This window comes from Pseudomonas sp. 6D_7.1_Bac1 (assembly GCF_025465945.1).
GTDB lineage: Bacteria > Pseudomonadota > Gammaproteobacteria > Pseudomonadales > Pseudomonadaceae > Aquipseudomonas.
Genome location: NZ_JANLNW010000004.1, coordinates 104,520 through 123,001 on the forward strand (window position 1 = coordinate 104,520; position 18,482 = coordinate 123,001).

Consider the following 18,482-nt stretch of genomic DNA (forward strand, 5'->3'; position numbering starts at 1 on the left):
GCTACCGCCCCACGTCTGTTCGGTGGCGCACACTGCACGTGTCGGAACCGGTTCAATCCTGACGCAGCCACTCGATAAACTGCGCGAACAGCTCCGACTGAGAACTAACCCCCAGTTTCAAATACAGATTCTTGCGGTGCATACGCACGGTTTCCGGAGAAATCCCCATCTCGCTGGCTGTGGATTTGACGGAGTGGCCACGCAGGATCATATGCGCGACTTCGCGCTCACGGTCGGTCAGCAGATCACAGCCGAAGTTCTCGAAGGCCGCTTGAATACTCAGCTTGATACCGGCTTGTGTACTGTCGGCAATGACGCCTTGTTCATAAATGGCGGCATTGCGCTGGAGCCCGCGTTTTGCAAATTGGGCGATCAGCTCCCGAACCATGGGCTCGACCGCGCGCAGCAGATTCAATTGATCGGCTCTCAAGCATTCGCCGCCAAAACCCTGGAACAGACTGACAGAGACCTTGCTGTTATTACCCAGATCGACAATGTAAAAGCTGTCTTCCGAGCAACCGGCTTTCAGGTAGTAGGTTTTGTAATACTCGCTGTCGAAGAAATTGTCCGGGGCGATTTCCTCCAGGTGATAAAAGCCTTCAGCCAACCCCTGCTCCACCGCCAGGCAAAACGGGTCGAGCAAGTAGCCGCCGGAGAAATACCGGTCGATGATCGAATCGCGATATTGCTCGGGTATGCCTTGTTGAAACAGCAAGTGCGGCGGCCGGTCCTTGCGCTCCAGGCTGATCATCACCGACTCAATCGTCACTAAATGTCCGAGGGCCAGCGCCAGGTATCGAAGAGCATCGGGCTCTTCGACATGGGCAAACGCTTCCTGTACGCCGGCGTGCCATTGATGCAAGGCGCGAAAGGACAATGCAATCAAGGTGTCGTCGTGTGCTTTGCTCATGCCCCGCAGTCTAGCGGGTGAGCCAGTGGCTCGCAAAGTCATGTCTACGGGGCTCATTGACCGGCGTACAGCCCTTGTTCCTGAAGTTCAGCCGCAACGTCGAGAATGCACTGACGCAGGGTTTCAACGATCTCGTCCACTTGCGCATGACTGATGATCAACGGCGGCGACATGACATTGAGGTGCATGATCGGCCGCACCAACAGGCCTTTCGCTTGAGCGCGTATGTGAATTCTTTCGCCGATGTTCACCTCATCGGCAAACAACGCCTTGGTGTCCTTGTCCGCGACGAACTCGACACAGGCCATCAGTTTTTGGCAGCGCACATCACCCACTAACGGCAAGTCTCGCAGCGTGCTCAAGCGTTGTTCCAGATAGCTGCCAACCGTGTCGACATGGGCCAACAGGTTTTCCCGCTCGATGATTTCGATGTTCTTCAGCGCGGCTGTGCAGCACACCGGATGACCGCTGTAAGTGAAGCCGTGGCTGAAACAACGGCCCTTGCCGGGTTCGGCAATGACTTTCCAGATACCCTCGGAAAAGATGCAGGCGCCCAGTGGCAGGTAAGCCGATGTGAGGCCTTTGGCGGTGGTGATGATGTCCGGTTGCACGCCAAATACGTCGTACGAGGCGAAGAACTTGCCCAAACGGCCAAATGAGGTGACGACCTCGTCTGCGACAAAAAGGATGTCGTACTTTTGGCAGACTTCCCACATGCGCAACAGATAACCCTTTGGTGGAATGATCACGCCACCCGAGCCCATGATCGGTTCGGCGAAAAACGCGGCGACGTTATCGGCGCCAAGGGTGAGGATCTTGTCTTCAAACTCCTGCACCAGGAATTCGAGAAATTGCGCCTCGCTCATGCCCTTGGGCGCGCGGTAAGGGTTGGGATTGGAGATGTGATGAATCTTGTCGTGGGCGTAGTCGAACTCTGGCACGCGGTCCGCCGCCTTGTTGCCAATCGACATCGTCAGGCAGGTTGAACCGTGGTAGGCGTTGTAACGGGCGATAACGTGTTTCTTCTGCGGTTTGCCGCGACTGTTCTGATAGAACTGAACCAGTCGATACGCGGTGTCCACCGCCGTGGACCCACCCGTGGTGAGGAACACGTGATCGAGATCCCCCGGTGCCAGGCTGGCGAGTTTTTCGCAGAGCTGAATGGCCACCGCATTGGACATGTCGGAGAACGGGTTCGAATACGCCAGTTGCCGCACCTGATCGGCGATGGCCAAGGCCATTTCCTCACGGCCCAGGCCGATGTTCGTACACCACATGCCGCCGACCGCATCGAGGAAGCGATTGCCTTCGGTGTCGTAGATATACGCACCGTCGCCGGCAACGATGTTGAGCGCGCCCTGCTCCTGATGTTCATCGAACACGTGATAACCGTGCATGTAATGGGCTTTATCGGCTTTTACCAGTTTGGTCTGTTCAAACGTAGCAAAGAAATCTTGGGTTGGGGTGGCCATAAAATGTTCTCGAATAGAAAAAACAAGCAGATCGCATTCAGCGTTGACGCTACTTCAAGGCTTACATCCCGGTTTTCACTGTGCTCCAGACACGGGTAATCGCCCGCATGTCTTTTGCGTCTTGAGTCTTCTGCGTAAACAGGCGTTCGCGGGTCGTATCGTCGGGATAAATGGCCTGATTGCTGCGCACATCGGCATCCACCAGCGCGGTTGCCGCCGAGTTGCTATTGGCATAATGGATAAAGTTGGTGACATCGGCCATGACTTGCGGCTGCAACAGGTATTCGAGGAACTTGTGCGCGTTGGCGACATGTAGTGCGTCACCGGGGATGTACATGTTGTCGAACCAGATCAGCGAGCCTTCCTTGGGAATGAAGTAAGCCAGCTTGATTTTGAGCTTGGCTTCTTCGGCACGGGCCTGGGCGGTGGCATAGTCGCCGGACCAGGTCATGGCCATGCAGACATCACCGTTAGGCAGGCTGGTGAGGTAATTCACCGAGTCAAATTTCTTGATGTAAGGCCGCACCGACAGCAGCAGGTCCTGCGCAGCCTTGAGGTCTTCCGGCGCGGCGCTGCGAGGGTCACGTCCCAGGTACTTCAGCGCGAGCGGGATAACTTCGGTCGGTGCATCGACCAGGGTTACGCCGCAGTCGGCGAAGCGCGAGACAATCTTGGGGTCGAAGATCATTGCCAACGAGCCGATCGGTGCGTCCGGCATACGCGCCTTGATCATGTCAACGTTGTAGGTCACGCCATTGCTGCCCCAGGTATAAGGCGCCGAATAGGCCACTCCGGCATCGTAACCTTGTAAATTCTGCAGCACCTTGGGGTCGAGGTTGCTCCAGCCAGGCAGTAGCTTTTTATCCAGTGGCTGGAACACATGGGCCTTGATCAGCGGAGGAACCAGGGCCGCGTTGAGCACCACCAGGTCATAACCGGAGTGCCCGGTCAGCAGCTTGGCCTGAACCGTTTCGTATGAATCAAAGGTGTCGTAAACAACTTTGATGCCGGTGGTTTTCTCAAAGTTGGCAATGGTCTTTTCGCCGATGTAATCCGCCCAGTTGAACAACCTCAACGTATTCGCATCGTTCACGTCTGTGGCGTGTACCGCCACCGACAAGGGAGCAAGCAACAGACTGGAAATCACCCTCAGTGCCTTGCGCATGCAGTTTCACCTTTTAGCAAGCTCTGCTCTGGATGAGCGGACGAGCCTACTATTGAGGGAATTTGCGGGCGGCACCATACCCCGAATGGGGGTGAAACCACCGGCGAGCTGCCCACGGCACAAAGCACTGTGGGAGCGAGCCTGCTCGCGAAGAGGCCATCAACCTCAACATCTTAGTTGGCTGACACGCCGCCTTCGCGAGCAGGCTCGCTCCCACAAGGTATGTGGTCTTAATCAGGCATCGGCAGTGGCCGGCTTACGCAACGGATACAGTTGCTCATCGAACTGCGACAAGCGCGGAAACTCAAGCGCCTGCTCATCACCAAGGTGTTCCAGGCGCTGGCGATAATCCTCAAGGAACGTCTGGCGTGCCTCATCGCTGATGTAAGGCACATGCCAGGCCACGAACGGCTCCAGCACGTCGAAGCCGACGTAGGCCAGCGTACCGCGCAGTATCGGCCGCAGCATGTCCTGCAACGGGCCATGAATCGCATCCTCGCCGAACATGTGCTCACGTCCGCCAAGGGTCACGCTCACCAGCGCCTTCTTGCCACTCAACCCACCCTGGTCGTAGAAGCGCTTGCCGCCGTAGCAGACGCCGGACACCAGCACCCGGTCGATCCAGCCCTTGAGCATCGCCGGCGCGGAGAACCAGAAGATCGGGAAGTTGAGAATCAGCAAATCCGCCCACAGCAGCTTGTCGAGTTCAGACTGGATATCCGCAGCCAGCGACTGGCTCTTCACGCCCAAACGTTGCTCCAGGGCATAGACCAGGTACTCCGGGTTTTCCCGCGAAGAAAAGTCATCGGCGCTGGCGATCGGGTTCCAGTTCATGGCGTACAGGTCACTGACCTGGACCTCATGCCCCTGGGCTTCGAGGGTCGCGACAGCCTGGTCACGCAAGGCGGCGGTAAAGGATTTCGGCTCCGGATGGGCGTGGACGATCAGTACTTTCATGGCAATTCCTTAGACGTTTGCAAGCTTTGTGTTTGAAGACGGTAACGCGCGTGCGGCCAGCAACCGGTCCAGCCAGTCGGGGTCCATTTGCGGTTCGGATGAAAACAGCAGCCCGGTGTAGTCCTGATGCGGCGGCCTGAAGATGGCGTTGCGCGAGCCGTGGTCGACCACCCTTCCCCGCTGCATCACCAGCACTTCATCGGCAATCGCCCGCACCGTGGCGACATCATGGGTGATAAACAGGTAGGCGACACCCAGTTGCTGTTGAATCCGGTTGAGCAATTTCAGCACGCCTTCGGCCACCAGTTGATCCAGCGCCGAGGTCACTTCATCGCAAATAATCAGTTGTGGATCAGCCGCCAGCGCCCGAGCGATACAGATTCGTTGCTTCTGCCCGCCGGACAACTCGCGGGGCTGTCGCTCCATGAAGGTCGCCGGATCGAGCTCGATCATTTCCAGCAGCTCCGCCACCCGCGCACGCATCGCCTTGCCCTTGAGCCCCAGGTAAAAAGTCAGCGGCCGACCGATGATGTCGACTATGCGCTGACGCGGGTTGAGCGCGGTATCGGGAATCTGATAGATCATCTGGATGCGCCGCAGTTGCTCCTTGCTACGCTGCCGAAAGTCCGCGGGCAGCACCTCACCGTCATACAGCACCTGACCATTAGTCGGTGGCAGCAACCCGGTGATCAAGCGTGCGGTCGAACTCTTACCGCTGCCGGACTCGCCGATCACTGCCAGGGTCTGGCCGCGATAGAGTTTCAGTGAGACATCGTGCAGCACCGGCTGATGACCATAACTGGCGCAGCTGTTGCGCAATTCCAGCAGCGGTTTTTCCTGCTGCGGGCACGGCTTGGGTTCGGTCCGAAAGCTGCGAACCGCCCACAGCGACTTGGTGTAGTCCTCTTGCGGATCGCCGAGCATCTGGCGAGTCTCGGCCTCCTCCACCCGTTTGCCGTGGCGCAACACCATGATCCGGTCGGCCATCTGCGCCACCACCGCGAGGTCGTGGCTGATGTAGATCGCCGCGCTGCCGTAGGTTGCCACTGCATCGCGAATCGCCGCCAGCACTTCAATCTGGGTGGTCACATCAAGGGCAGTGGTCGGTTCGTCGAAGATGATCAGGTCCGGATGGCACGCCATGGCCATGGCGGTCATAACCCGTTGCAACTGCCCGCCGGAAACCTGATGCGGATAGCGCTGGCCGATCTGTTCGGGATTTGGCAGGCGTAGCACTCGATACAGTTCCACCGCCTCGCGCTTCGCCTGAGCACGGCTCATGCCACCGTTCTTGACCGCCGTTTCCACGTGCTGATCGATCAACCGATGGGCCGGATTGAACGAAGCCGCCGCACTTTGTGCGACATAGGCGATCCGCAGGCCCCGCAGTTTGCGCAACGCTTCGGGTTTGGCAAGCAGCAGGTCCATGCCGTCGAACTGCACCGAGCCGCCGGTGATCCGGCAGCCGTCACGGGTGTAGCCCATGGCGGCCAGGCCGAGGGTCGACTTGCCAGCGCCGGATTCGCCGATCAAGCCCAGTACTTCACCGCGTTGCAGGGTCAGGTCGATGCCCTTGATCAGCGGATGCCAGGCATCTTCGTAATGGCCTTCGATGTGCAGATCGCGGATTTCCAGCAGCGGCCTTTCATTGTTGAGGGTGTTCATGTTCAGCATTCCTTGAGGCCGCTGGATTTATGCAGCATCCAGTCAACGACGAAGTTGACGCTGACCGTGATCAACGCCACGGCCAGCGCGGGCAACAGCGGACTGATGTCACCGAAAGTAATCAGCACCGCGTTGTCGCGGACCATGCTGCCCCAGTCGGCGGTGGGCGGTTGAATGCCCAGGCCGAGAAACGACAGCGCGCTGATGAACAAAAACACAAAACAGAAGCGCAGACCGAACTCGGCAATCAACGGTGCGGCAGCGTTGGGCAACACTTCTCGGGTCACCAGCCACCACAGGCCTTCACCGCGCAGGCGTGCGGCTTCAACGAAGTCCTGAACCACTACGTTCATCGCCACCGCCCGCGACAGGCGGAACACCCGGGTCGCATCCAGCAAGGCGATCACCAGCACCAGCGAGGTGGCCGTGGTGCCGACCACGCTGAGAATCAGCAAGGCGAAGATCAATTGCGGGATCGCCATCAGAATGTCCACCACCCGCGACAGTCCCTGATCGACCCAACCGCCCTTGATTGCCGCGATCAACCCGCTCAAGCCGCCCAGCAGAAACGCCAGCACCGTGGTCAGAAAGGCAATCCCCAAGGTGTTGCGCGCGCCATAGACCAGACGACTGAACATGTCTCGACCAAGGTTGTCGGTGCCCAACAGGAACTGGCCGCTCCAGGACGCGAAGCCGTCGCCGACCACTTGTGTTTCGCCATACGGCGCCAGCACCGGGGCGAACAGCGCCACCAGGATGTACAGGATGATCACCAACAGACCGAACTTGGCACTCAGCGGCGCCCGGACCAATTGTTTAAGCAGGCTCATGGTCTACCCCTTCGGATGCATCAGGCGTGGGTTGCTGGCGATGGACAGCACATCGGCGGTGGTATTGAGCAGGATGTAAGTTGCCGCGAAGATCAGGCTGCAGGCCTGGACCACCGGGATATCGCGCTTGGCCACTGAGTCCACCAGCAATTGGCCGAGGCCGGGATAAACGAACACCACTTCGACCACGACCACGCCAACCACCAGGTAAGCGAGGTTCAGCGCCACCACGTTGACGATTGGCGCCAAGGCGTTGGGCAAGGCGTGACGAAAGATGATCCGCGACTGGCTGATGCCCTTGAGCCGCGCCATTTCGATGTACGGGCTGGCCAACAGGTTGATCAAGGAGGCGCGGGTCATGCGCATCATCTGCGCGATGACCACCAGGCTCAGGGTGGCGACCGGCAGCACCGAACGCTCCAGCACTGTGCCAAAGGAAGCATCCGGTGCCAGGTTGGAAATGCTCGGGAACCAATTGAGCTTCACCGCGAACAGCAGAATCAGGATGTACGCGACGAAGAACTCTGGAAACGACACCGCGCTTAACGCCGTGGTATTGAGCAAACGGTCGAACCAGCTGTTGCGATACAGCGCCGCGAGCATCCCCAACATGAGTGCGAGCGGCACTGAGACCAGAGCCGCCAGCATCGCCAGACTGAAGGTGTTGCCCAAGCGTGCGGCGACCAACTCGGCAATCGGTCGCTGGTTGGCCAACGAGACGCCCAGATCACCTTGCAGCAGGTGCCAGATCCAGTGGCCGAAGCGGGTCAACGGCGGCAGATCCAGGCCCAATTGAGCGCGAAACGCCGCTACGGTTTCCGGGGTGGCCGACTGGCCGAGCATGGCCTGGGCGATATCCCCCGGCAGCATGCCGACCGCCAGGAAGATAATCACCGAGACCGCAAACAGCGATAACAGCCCCAGCGCCAGACGCTGGAGGAGCAACTTGAAAATACTATTCACCGCACAGTTCCTCGAATTGGGCACGCTTGCGAAGACCACGACTTTCTACTGTGGGAGCGAGCCTGCTCGCGATAGCGGACGGTCAGCCAACATTGATGTTGAACGTGCTGCCGTCATCGTCGGAACGCCGCCCGGAGCAGGCTCGCTCCCACCGTTGATCGTCACTGTTTTAGATATCGCATTACGCCTGCCACCACCGCTCGATAACCCGCAAGCCATCCAGTTCGCCGTAGGGCGCGGTGAGTTCTGCGTGACTGACCCGGTTGGAACGTGCGGCCACCGAGCTTGCGAACAGCGGCACAATCGCCCCGCCATCGTCCCGGCACAGCGCCTGCATTTCGTTGTACATCTCGCGGCGCAGCGGGTCGTTCATCTCGCCTCGGGCGGCGTTGAGCAACTGGTTGAAACGCGGGTTGTCCCAGTGGGTTTCGTTCCAGGCCGCGCCCTTGGCATAACCGATGCTGAACATCCGGTCGGCGGTCAGGCTGCTGTACCAGAAGGAGGTGGTGAAGGGTTGTTTCATCCAGACGTTGGAGAAGAAACCATCCGCCGGCTCGCGCACCACGTCGATATCGATCCCGGCCTGACGGGCCTGTTCCTTGAACAGCACCGAGGCATCCACCGCGCCGGTGTAGGCCGCGTCGGAGGCTTGCAGGCGAACCTTCAGGGAATCCACACCGGCCTTGCGCAAGTAGAAGCGCGACTTGTCCGGGTCGTAAGTGCGTTGTTCCAGCGCAGTATTGATGAAGCGGCTGCCGGGCTGGATCGGGTGGTCGTTACCCACCAGACCGTAACCGTGCAGCACCGAAGCCAGCAGGGTTTCGCGGTTGATCGCATGCTTCATCGCCATGCGAATATCGCTGTTCTGGAACTCTTTGCTGTCGCACAACATCGGGAAGGTGTAGTGCTGGGCGCCCTTGGTTTCCTCGATAAACAGGTTCGGATTGCGCTTGAGCAGCGCCACGGTTTTCAGGTCGACCTTGTTGATCACATCGACCTGCCCGGTCACCAGCGCATTGACCCGCGCAGCGCCGTCGGCAATCGAGATCAGCTCGGCACTGGCGAAGTGCGCCCGGCCCGCTTTCCAGTAGTCGGGGCTGCGCTCCAGCAGCATGCGCACGCCCGGATCGAACGCCTTGAGCCGATAACCGCCGGTGCCGACGCCTGACTGCCAATCCGCTACGCCGTCCTTGCTGGGCATGATCGCCAGATGGTAATCGGCAACCACGTACGAGAAATCGGCGTTGCCCGAATGCAGTTCGAACACCACGCTGTCAGTGCCTTGGGCGCGGACCTGGGCGACATCGCCCAATACGGTCTTGGCCGCCGAGGTGGATTTTTCGCCCAGGTGATGCTGGATCGAGGCCACCACGTCATCGGTGGTCAGGGTTTTGCCGTTGTGAAAGGTCACGCCCTGACGCAGTTTGAAGGTCCAGATGCGCGCATCCGGCGTCGACTGCCAGCTCTCGGCCAGTTCAGGAATGGCGCTGCCGTCCACGGCAATTTCGCTCAGGGTGTTATAGACCGCAGAGAAACCGACGAAGGTGAAGGTGTCGCTCCAGGAGCCGGGATCCCGTGAATCGGTGGTGCTACCGCCGGCCAGGCCAAGGCGCAACACCCCGCCCGGTTTGGGCGTGCTGTCCTGGGCGAAGGCGCCGAATGGCAGCCCCATGGAAAACGCCCCGGCCACGGCTGCGGCGGCTGCGCTGTATTTAAGGCTCCCTTCAAGAAATGCCCGACGAGTAACACTTGAGTCATGGTTCGCTTGAGTAATGTTGTTTTTGTTATCGCTCATTGCATTGCCCCTGATCAAAAGCAGAGTAAGTAATGAATCATCGGAAAACCGATGCCAAACCACGTAAAGCACCGGGCAGTAGCCCGGTGCGAAGGATCGTCAACCTATTCAATGTTCACACCTGAATCGCCTTCACTTCGACGAACTCGTTGAGCCCTTCTTCCCCCCATTCACGGCCGTTGCCCGATTGTTTGTAGCCACCGAACGGCGCCTGATAGTTAAACGCCGCGCCATTGAGGAAGCACTGGCCCGCACGCAGCTGACGGCCCAGTTGCAAGGCGCGTTCAGCGCTGCCGGCCCAGACGCCGCTGGACAAACCAAACGGTGAATCGTTGGCGATCTGAATTGCCTGCGCCTCATCGGCATAGGGAATCAGGCACAGCACCGGGCCGAAGATTTCTTCCTGGGCGATGCGCATCCGGTTGTCGACATCGGCGAACACGGTCGGGCTGACGTAGAAGCCACGCTCGAATTCATGTGCCGCATCGCCGCCACACAGCAGCCGTGCACCTTCTTGTTGGCCGACCTGAATGTAGTCACGCACGGTGCGACGTTGGGCCGCCGAGCACATCGGCCCGAGGAAGCTTTGCGGGTCCAGTGGATCGCCCATCCGCAGACTTTGGGTTTCGGCGATGGCCAGCTCCACGGCCTCGGCGTAGCGACTGGCCGGCAGTAGCATGCGGGTCAACGCGGTGCAGGTCTGCCCGGAGTTGATCATCACGTCCTGTACGCCGTAGCGCACCGCGGCGGCCAGATCAGCGTCCTCGCCGATCAGCAGCGGCGACTTGCCGCCCAGTTCCAGGCAGACGCGTTTCACCGACGGTGCCGCCGCTTGCGCCACTCGCACGCCGGCGCCGGTGGAGCCGGTGAACGACACCATGTCGACGTCCGGGTGCTTGGCCAGCGCTTCACCGACTTTCGACCCCGGCCCGCTGACCAGGTTGAACACCCCGGCCGGCAAGCCGATGGCCTCGATCATCTGCGCCAGCAAAAAGGCGTGCAGCGGGGTTTCCTGACTCGGCTTGACCACTACTGTACAACCGGCGGCCAGTGCCGGTGCGAGCTTGCCGATCAGTTGATGCAGCGGGTAGTTCCATGGATTGATAAAGGCGCAGACCCCCACCGCCTCGCGGATGACCAGTGAGTTGCCGACCTCACGCACCTCATCCATCAGCCCGGCGAGTTCGACGTACTGGTCCAGCCCGATGATCGGCCCGTCCACCTGAACCGAACGGCACCACTGCACCGGCATCCCCAGTTCAGCAGTGATCACCGCCGCCATCTCGTCGGCCCGCGCGCGCAACTGCTCGGCGAGGGCGCGGATGTAGCCGGCGCGTACGCTGGACGGCGTCCGTGACCAGGGTCCGAAGGCTCGACGTGCCGCGGCCACCGCGTTCTCGACATCGTGCTCATTGCCTAGCGGTACCGAGCCTGCGACTTCCTCAGTCGCCGGGTTGATCACTTCGGCAATGCCCTGCCCCGACGGCGTTTGCCAGCGTCCATCAATAAACAGTGCCGTGTGCTTATGCATGGACCTGAGCCTCCAGCAGTTCGCTGGCGCAACGGGCGATCCGCTGGCAGGCATCACGCAGCAGCTCCGCCCCCACTACCAGACCCAAACGAATATGCCCGGCAGCGCTCGGGCCGAACGCTTCACCGGCCAGCACCGACACCCCGTGACGGTCGAGCAAGCGATCAGCAAACGCCTGGGCGCTGAGCCCGGTTTTGCGGATATCGACCATCACGAACATCCCGCCATCGGGCTTCAACGGGCGCACACCGGGGCAATCGGCCAGGGATTCGCAAACCAGATCGCGGCGCTGGCGATAGGCGTCGCGCATCGCTGCCAGCTCCGGCAAGTTGCTTTCCAGCGCCACGATGGCAGCGTCCTGAACGAAGTCCGGCGAGCCATAAAGCATGCACAGCGCAAGATTCTCCAGATGCGCCGCCAATGACGGCGGCGCCACCACCCAGCCAACGCGCCAGCCGCTCATGGCGTGGGATTTCGACAGGCTGTTCAGCGTCGCGGTGCGCTCGGCCATGCTCGGCAAACTGGCCGGGCTGACGTGTTCGCCCTCGAACAGCAACTCGCTGTAGACCTCATCGGAAATCAGCCACAGGTCGTGGGCGATGCACAGCTCTGCCAGCGCCTGCCAGGTGGTGCGCGGCAGACTGGCGCCCGACGGGTTGTGCGGGCTGTTCAGCGCCAGTGCCCGGGTGCGCGGAGTGATGCGTGCGGCGACGTCTTCGGGCAATACCCGAAAACCGTTTTCGGAGCGCACCGGCACCGGAATCACCACCGCGCCGCAAGCACCAAACACCGCCTCATAGGTCACGTACATCGGCTCGGCGACAATCACTTCATCGCCGGGGTTGAGCACGCATTGGGCGACGCTGAACAGTGCACATTGCGCCCCGGCCAGCACGGTGACCTGATCGGCCGAAACCGGCTGACCGCTGCGTAGTTGGTGACGCTTGGCGATGCTTTCACGCAGGGCGCGCTTGCCACGCACTTCGGCGTAGTGAGTGTTACCGGACAACAGGCTGTCGATGGCCGCCTGCACGATCGGCGCCGGGGTGTCGAAATCCGGGTCGCCCACCGACAGCAGCAGAATGTCTTCGCCCTGTTCTTGCAGCGCCAGTGCGCGGTAATGAATGTCCCAGGCGGCGGCGCCGTCACCGGCAATACGTTGAGTCAGATCGGAAAAGCGCATGGCCCTATCCCCTTAAAAAAAGCCCCGAAGCAATGTTTGAAAGTCAGGTTAAAACTCAGTGCGCGCACGCATGCTTGAGTTCGATCAGGGTCACGCCGTTGCGCTGGAAGCCGTGGCGCAAATCGGTTTGCAGCTGCGCCAGACTCTGCGGCTGGCTGACCGTGCAACCGAATGCACGACCCAGCGCAGCAAAATCCGGGTTACGCGGCAGCACGCCAATCGGCTCGATATCCAGCCCGAGCATGTCGTCGCGAATCTGCCCCAGTGCGTCGTTGTTCCACAGCAACACCACCAGCGGGCTGTCCAGTTCCTCGACGGCCGTCGCCAGTTCCTGCGCGGTGTAGAGAAAACCGCCGTCGCCGACCAGCACCAGTCCTGGCCGCTGCGGCGCGCCGAACTTGGCGCCGATCCCCGCCGGCAAGCCATACCCCAAGGTGCCGTAGCCGGTCGGATGCAGCCAACTGCGCGGCGCCAGGCTGTTGAAGGCGTAGTTGCCGGTGTAGGCCAACTGGGTCATGTCGGTGCTGATGAACGCGTTGTCCGGCAGTTCGGCGGCGATGCGCTCGAGAATCGCCTGATGGATCGACTGCAACGGACCGTGGCCGGCTTTCACCGCGTCACGCAATGCAGCGACGGAGGCAATCGCCGCACTGGCATCCCGCGTGACTGGCGACAGACGCTCCAGCAACGCGGCCAGGGTTTGTTGCGAATCGCCGTGCAACGCCACTGCACATGGGTAGAAGTCGTTGAACTTGCGTGGGTCGATGTCCACGCGCAGCAGTTCGGCATTCAGCGGCAGACGTTCGCGCCAGAAATCGGCGTCGGACATTTCGGTGCCGACCGCCAGCACTACGTCAGCCTCGGCGATCAGTTGCCAGCCGGGTTCAACACACAGGGTCGAGCCGGCGTTGAGCGGTGCATCCGGCGGCATCAAGCCTTTGCCGGCGACGCTGGTGAAAAACGGTGCAGCCAGTCGAGTGCTGAGGCTCTGCAGTTCCTGCGCCGCGTTCAGCGCTCCGCCACCGGCGATGATCATAGGGCGCTTGGCCGCGTTCAACTTGGCCACCGCCTGATCCAGCGCAGTGGCTGCAGGAACACCACGCCCAGGTCGACGCACCACTTCATGGCTCCAGTCGCGGGTCACCTGCGCTGACAACACATCCAGCGGCACCGAGATGTGCACCGGGCGCGGACGCTCGCTGTCGAACACCGCATAGGCGCGGGCGATCAGCTCGGGCAGGTCCTCGGCAGTCAGCGCGACGGCCGAGAACGCGGTGATCGGCGCGGTCATTGCGCGCTGGTCCTGGGTTTCGTGCAGGCAGCCCCAACCCTTGCCGAGGCTGGCGGTGTGGTTGACGCTGGAAATCACCAGCATCGGAATCGAGTCGGCATAGGCCTGACCGATGCCAGTGGCGGCATTGGTCACACCTGGCCCGGTGATGATGAAGCACACGCCGGGTTTGCCGCTGACCCGCGCATAGCCGTCGGCCATGAAACTGGCGCCTTGCTCGTGACGGGTCAACACATGGCGAATGCCGCTGCCGGGCAGGCCGCGATACAGTTCCAGGGTGTGTACCCCGGGAATACCGAACACGGTGTCGACGCCGTAATTGGCCAGCAGGCGTACCAGGGTCTGGCCGCCGGTCAAAGTCGTGGTTTGCATGTTCATATCCTCACTTGTGGCCGAGGCGAATCAACGCATCGACGGCAGTCGTGCCGTGGGCACCGACCAATAATGGATTCACATCGAGTTCCAGCAATTGTCCGGCGTTCTCGCAGGCGTAATCGGCCACCGCGCGGATCGCCGCCACCAGCGCGTCCAGGTCCGCCGCTTGGCGACCACGAAAACCTTGCAGCAACGCGGCACTGCGCAGGCTCAACAACGCCCCGCGAATCGCGCCATCGGTGGTGGGCAGCAGCAGGCTGCGACTGTCCTTGAGCAACTCCACCAGAATTCCACCGGCGCCCATCACCAAGGCCAGGCCAAAGTCGTTTTCGCGTTTGATGCCGACGATCAACTCAGCCAACGGCGGTGTGGCCATGGGCTCCAGCAGCAGCTGATCGAACGCTACATCCGGCGCGTAATCGGCAATGCTCACGCGCATTTTTTCCAGCGCTGCGCTCAAGGCCGCGCCATCCTTCAGGTTCAGCGCCACCGCGCCGGCTTCGGTTTTGTGCGGCAATTGCGCACTAACGGCCTTCAGCACCAAGGGGTAACCCAGTGCATTGGCGTCATTCAGTGCCGTGTCCGGGGTGCTCAACACGCCGTTCGGGGTTGGCAGACCAAAGGCGCGCAACGCCTGTTTGGAGTCCCACTCGTTGAGCAAGCGGCCTTCACCGTCCAGCGCCTGCGGACACAGCGGCACCAATGCCGACTCACCGAGCGCCAGCAATGCCTGACGGTTGCGCTGATAACCGGCGATTCGGCCCCACGCGGCCAAGCCGTCTTCCACGCCTTGCAACGCCGCCACACCCTGCGCATGCAGACGCTCGCGAGCACTGGCCGGCAGCAGTTCCGGAAAGGCCGAAGTCACGAATCCGGTCTTGCCGTGGCGAACCAATGCGGCGCAGTACAATTCCAGCAGCAGGTCGCATTCCTTGCGCTCGCCAGTGAACTCCGACGGGTAATCCAGCACCAGCATCGCCGCATCGGCCTCAGTGCGCAGGGCGCTGTCGAGCATGCGGTTCAAGGCGTCGCCGTCGCCCCAGATCGCCGTGGTGAAGTCCAGCGGATTGACCAGGTTGGCGTAGCTCGGCAGCACCTGCGCCAGTTCACCACGTTGGCCCTCATCAAGCTTGGGCAGGCTCAGGTCGTTGCGTTCGGCATAGTCGGCAATCAACCCGGCGTCGCCGCCCGAACAGGCCAGCGCGATCAGGCTGTTGCCCGCTGGTAGCCTGCCGCACGCCGCAGCCTTGAGGGTTTCGACGAAACTCACTGGACCACTGACGCGGATCACCCCAAGCCGTGTAAACAGGCTGTCGTACAGCGCATCGGACCCCGACAGCGAGCTGGTGTGACTGAGGGCCAGTTCGGCACCGATCTGCGACACGCCGGTTTTCAAGGCGATGATCGGAATGCCCTTCTCCAGCGCCTTGTGCGCCGCACGGGCGAAACCGGGAACGTTTTTCAGGCCTTCCAGGTGCAAGCCAATGGCGGTGACCCGAGGTTCGTCGAGCAACACGTCCATCAATTCGGCGACGCCCAGCTGCGCCTGATTGCCGACCGACGCCATATAGGCCACCGGCAGCGAGCGGTCGCTCATGGACAGGTTGTAGGCAAAGTTGCCGCTCTGGGTCAGCACCGCCACACCCTTCTCCACCGGTTTACCGCCGTGGGCCACCGGCCACAGCGCCGAGCTGTGCAGGTAGTCGAGCAAGCCGTAGCAGTTGGGGCCGAGCAAGGCCATGTTGCCGGCAACCTTGAGCAATTGCGCTTGCAGGGCCTGACCTTCGGCGCCGGTCTCGGCAAAACCGGAGGCGTAGCAAATCACTCCGCCCGCGCCCTTGGCAGCCAGTTCGGCCACGCAGGTCAGGGTCAATTCACGGTTGGTCGCGACGAACACCGCGTCCGGGCCGCACGGCAGCTCGGCGATGCTGCGTACACACGGCACGCCTTCAAGGCTTTCATGCTGCGGGTTGACCAGCCACATTTGCCCAAGGTAGCCACCCTCCAAGCAGCGCTTGAGGGCCCGGGCCATGCTGCGGCCACCGACAAACGCCAGATGGCGCGGCGCGAGCAGGCGTTTGAGGTTGTCACGAATCGTCTGGGACATAGGTATTCTCCGGGCCGATCAGCGCAACAGCGGCCGCAGCAGCTCGCGGGAAATGATGTGGCGCTGGATTTCCGAGGTGCCTTCCCAGATCCGTTCGATCCGCGCGTTACGCCAGATGCGCTCCACCGGCCCTTCATCCATCAAGCCCATGCCGCCAAAGATCTGCACCGCCTCATCGGCCGCCCGCCCCAACACTTCACTGGCGAACAACTTGGCCATCCCGGCTTCGCCATCGGTCATCGTGCCCTGATCCATTTTCCACGCCGTGTGCAAGGTCAGCAGTTCGGCCGCGCGGATTTGCGTGGCCATGTCCGCCAACTTGAACGACACACCCTGATAGGTGCCGATCGGCTGGCCGAACTGCTTGCGATCCGCCGCCCATTGCAGCGACACATCCAGTGCGCGCTGGGCCTGACCGACGCAATTGGCCGCGACCATCACCCGCCCGGCAGTGAGCCAGGCGTTGGCCACTTCCCAACCCTTGCCGACTTCGCCGAGCACTTTGGACGCGGGTACGCGGCAATCGTCAAAGAACATCTCGAAGGTGTGATAACCGCGGTTGCTCACGCACTTGGGTCCACGGCGAATGGTCATGCCTGGGGTGTTGCGATCCACCAGGAACGAGGTCACGGCGTTGCGCTTGCGGCCGTTGTGTTCATAGGTGTCGGTCACCGCGAACACGATGGCGAAATCGGCGTGCCCGGCGTGGCTGATGAAGTGCTTGCTGCCGTTCAGGACGAAGTCATCACCGTCGCGTACGGCGCGGGTCTTGATCGCGTTGGCATCAGAACCGGCGCCCGGCTCGGTCAGCGCGAAGCAGTCGATTTTCTCGCCCTGGATGCACGGCAGCAGGTAGTCATTGATCTGCTGGCCGGTGCAGGCCATGAGGATTTTCGATGGCCGTGCGACAAACACATGCAGCGCCCAGGAAACCTTGGACAGTTCACGTTCGATCAGCGCCTGGGACAGGTAATCGAGGCCGCCACCGCCCACTTCTTCAGGCATGTTGAAGGCATAAAAGCCGGCGGCGATGGCCTTGCCGCGAATCTGCGCCGCCAGCTCCGGGGACACTTCGTCAGCACGATCGACCGCTTCCTCATGGGGCAGCAGTTCCTTGGTGACAAAGCTGCGTACCGCGTCCACCAACATTTCTTGTTCTTGGGTCAGTTGGAAATTCATGGTGTTACCTGTTGTTCGATTACTGAAAAGATGAGCGACGCGGGCCTACTTGCCGACAAACTGTGCAGGGCGCTTTTCCATAGCGGCGCGCAGGGCTTCGGTGCCGTCTTCACTGCGACCGCAGAGCAACCCCGCCGCCAGCTCGGCTTGCAGTTGTTCTGGCAGGCTGCGCTGGGCGCCTTCGCGCATGAGTTTTTTGGTCTGGGCAAACGCGAAAGTCGGGCCGCTGGCCAGACGTGCAGCCAATTCACTGGCGGCACAGAGCAGTTGTTCATCGGCGCAGACTTCGCTGACCAGCCCGGCTGCCAGGGCGCGATCGGCGCCCCATAATTCGTCGAGGAACAGCAGGCGTTTGGCCTGTTCAGTGCCGATCAGCCGTGGCAAGTGCCAACTGGCACCGGCATCCGGCGAGTAGGCCATGCCGGTGTAACCGGCCTTGAACCGCGCCGATTGTCCGGCGATGCGCAGGTCGCAGCACAGCGTCAGGTCCATCCCGGCACCGACGGCGGTGCCGTTGATGGCGGCGATGGTCGGTTTGTCCAGGCTGTACAGCCGGCTCATCAGCGCATGGGCGGTTTCGGTCCAGCCGTAGCTTTCCAGCGCGCCACGGGCTTCGGCTTCGGCCCACTCGGCAAGGTCGGCACCGGCGCAGAAACTGCGGCCGCTGCCGGTCAGCACGACAACCCGAACCGCAGGGTCGGCATTGAAGCCATCGAGCAAGGCGTGAAGGTTTTTCAGGGTTGGAATATCCAGCGCATTGCGCTGAGCGGTGCGATTGAGGGTGATCCAGGCAACGCCTGCTTCGACCTGACTGAGTAGAGAAGATTGAGTAGTCATGCGAGTCCTCGAATTATTGTGTTTGGCATGAGGTGATGCGACTTGAGGCCATACTAAACGAGTGTTCAGTAAGACGGCAATCTGTGCAGAAATTGGTTGTAACAACCTAAAATCGTCTTCATCACTTTGTATTTAAAGGGTTTATTTGTGCGGGGAGATCTTGAGGAGATTACGCTGTTACAACTTTGAACAACCGTGTACCGGGAGAAAGTGCTTCACCCT

General features: G+C 61.1%; 14 protein-coding genes. All 14 read right to left on the minus strand.

Annotated features, from left to right (window positions below; genetic code table 11):
- Positions 1-52: 52 nt before the first annotated feature.
- The 14 genes from NTD87_RS01215 to NTD87_RS01280 all read right to left on the minus strand — a co-directional run bounded on the left by NTD87_RS01215 (position 53) and on the right by NTD87_RS01280 (position 18,260).
- The gene (locus NTD87_RS01215) at positions 53-967 is read right to left on the minus strand and encodes a helix-turn-helix domain-containing protein (RefSeq protein WP_410017446.1); all 915 of its coding nucleotides are present in this window, start codon (positions 965-967) and stop codon (positions 53-55) included.
- Positions 964-2,382 carry an aminotransferase gene (locus tag NTD87_RS01220; protein ID WP_262111290.1) on the minus strand — a complete coding sequence of 473 codons (1,419 nt, stop codon included), beginning with the start codon at positions 2,380-2,382 and terminating at the stop codon, positions 964-966. Before NTD87_RS01220 ends, NTD87_RS01215 begins: the two co-directional genes overlap by 4 nt.
- Positions 2,383-2,443: 61 nt before the next feature.
- Positions 2,444-3,547 (minus strand): polyamine ABC transporter substrate-binding protein, encoded by a 1,104-nt coding sequence (locus tag NTD87_RS01225; RefSeq protein WP_262111292.1) that lies wholly within the window; start codon positions 3,545-3,547, stop codon positions 2,444-2,446.
- A 234-nt stretch (positions 3,548-3,781) separates the two neighbouring features.
- Positions 3,782-4,504, minus strand: coding sequence for an NAD(P)H-dependent oxidoreductase (locus NTD87_RS01230; protein WP_262111293.1), 723 nt, complete (start codon positions 4,502-4,504; stop codon positions 3,782-3,784).
- Between the two features lie 9 nt (positions 4,505-4,513).
- Positions 4,514-6,169, minus strand: a complete 1,656-nt coding sequence (locus NTD87_RS01235; protein ID WP_262111295.1) for an ABC transporter ATP-binding protein — start codon at positions 6,167-6,169, stop codon at positions 4,514-4,516.
- 2 nt (positions 6,170-6,171) lie between these two features.
- Entirely contained in the window at positions 6,172-6,999 is an 828-nt protein-coding gene (locus NTD87_RS01240; protein WP_262111297.1) for an ABC transporter permease, read from the minus strand.
- A gap of 3 nt (positions 7,000-7,002) precedes the next feature.
- On the minus strand, positions 7,003-7,962 hold the full coding sequence (locus NTD87_RS01245) for an ABC transporter permease (RefSeq protein WP_262111298.1): 960 nt from the start codon (positions 7,960-7,962) through the stop codon (positions 7,003-7,005).
- Between the two features lie 181 nt (positions 7,963-8,143).
- On the minus strand, positions 8,144-9,757 hold the full coding sequence (locus NTD87_RS01250) for an ABC transporter substrate-binding protein (protein WP_262111299.1): 1,614 nt from the start codon (positions 9,755-9,757) through the stop codon (positions 8,144-8,146).
- A 115-nt stretch (positions 9,758-9,872) separates the two neighbouring features.
- A complete protein-coding gene (locus NTD87_RS01255; protein WP_262111300.1) occupies positions 9,873-11,288 on the minus strand; it encodes an aldehyde dehydrogenase family protein in 1,416 nt (471 codons plus the stop codon).
- Entirely contained in the window at positions 11,281-12,471 is a 1,191-nt protein-coding gene (locus NTD87_RS01260) for a pyridoxal phosphate-dependent aminotransferase (protein ID WP_262111301.1), read from the minus strand. The genes NTD87_RS01255 and NTD87_RS01260 overlap by 8 nt, the downstream gene beginning before the upstream one ends.
- Before the next feature lie 55 nt (positions 12,472-12,526).
- A complete protein-coding gene (locus NTD87_RS01265) occupies positions 12,527-14,134 on the minus strand; it encodes a 5-guanidino-2-oxopentanoate decarboxylase (RefSeq protein ID WP_262111304.1) in 1,608 nt (535 codons plus the stop codon).
- Positions 14,135-14,144: 10 nt separating this feature from the next.
- On the minus strand, positions 14,145-16,244 hold the full coding sequence (locus tag NTD87_RS01270) for an acetate--CoA ligase family protein (protein ID WP_262111305.1): 2,100 nt from the start codon (positions 16,242-16,244) through the stop codon (positions 14,145-14,147).
- 18 nt (positions 16,245-16,262) lie between these two features.
- Entirely contained in the window at positions 16,263-17,423 is a 1,161-nt protein-coding gene (locus tag NTD87_RS01275; RefSeq protein WP_262111306.1) for an acyl-CoA dehydrogenase family protein, read from the minus strand.
- Between the two features lie 45 nt (positions 17,424-17,468).
- Positions 17,469-18,260: an enoyl-CoA hydratase/isomerase family protein gene (locus tag NTD87_RS01280; protein WP_262111307.1), complete on the minus strand. Its 792-nt coding sequence runs from the start codon at positions 18,258-18,260 to the stop codon at positions 17,469-17,471.
- Positions 18,261-18,482: the final 222 nt, after the last annotated feature.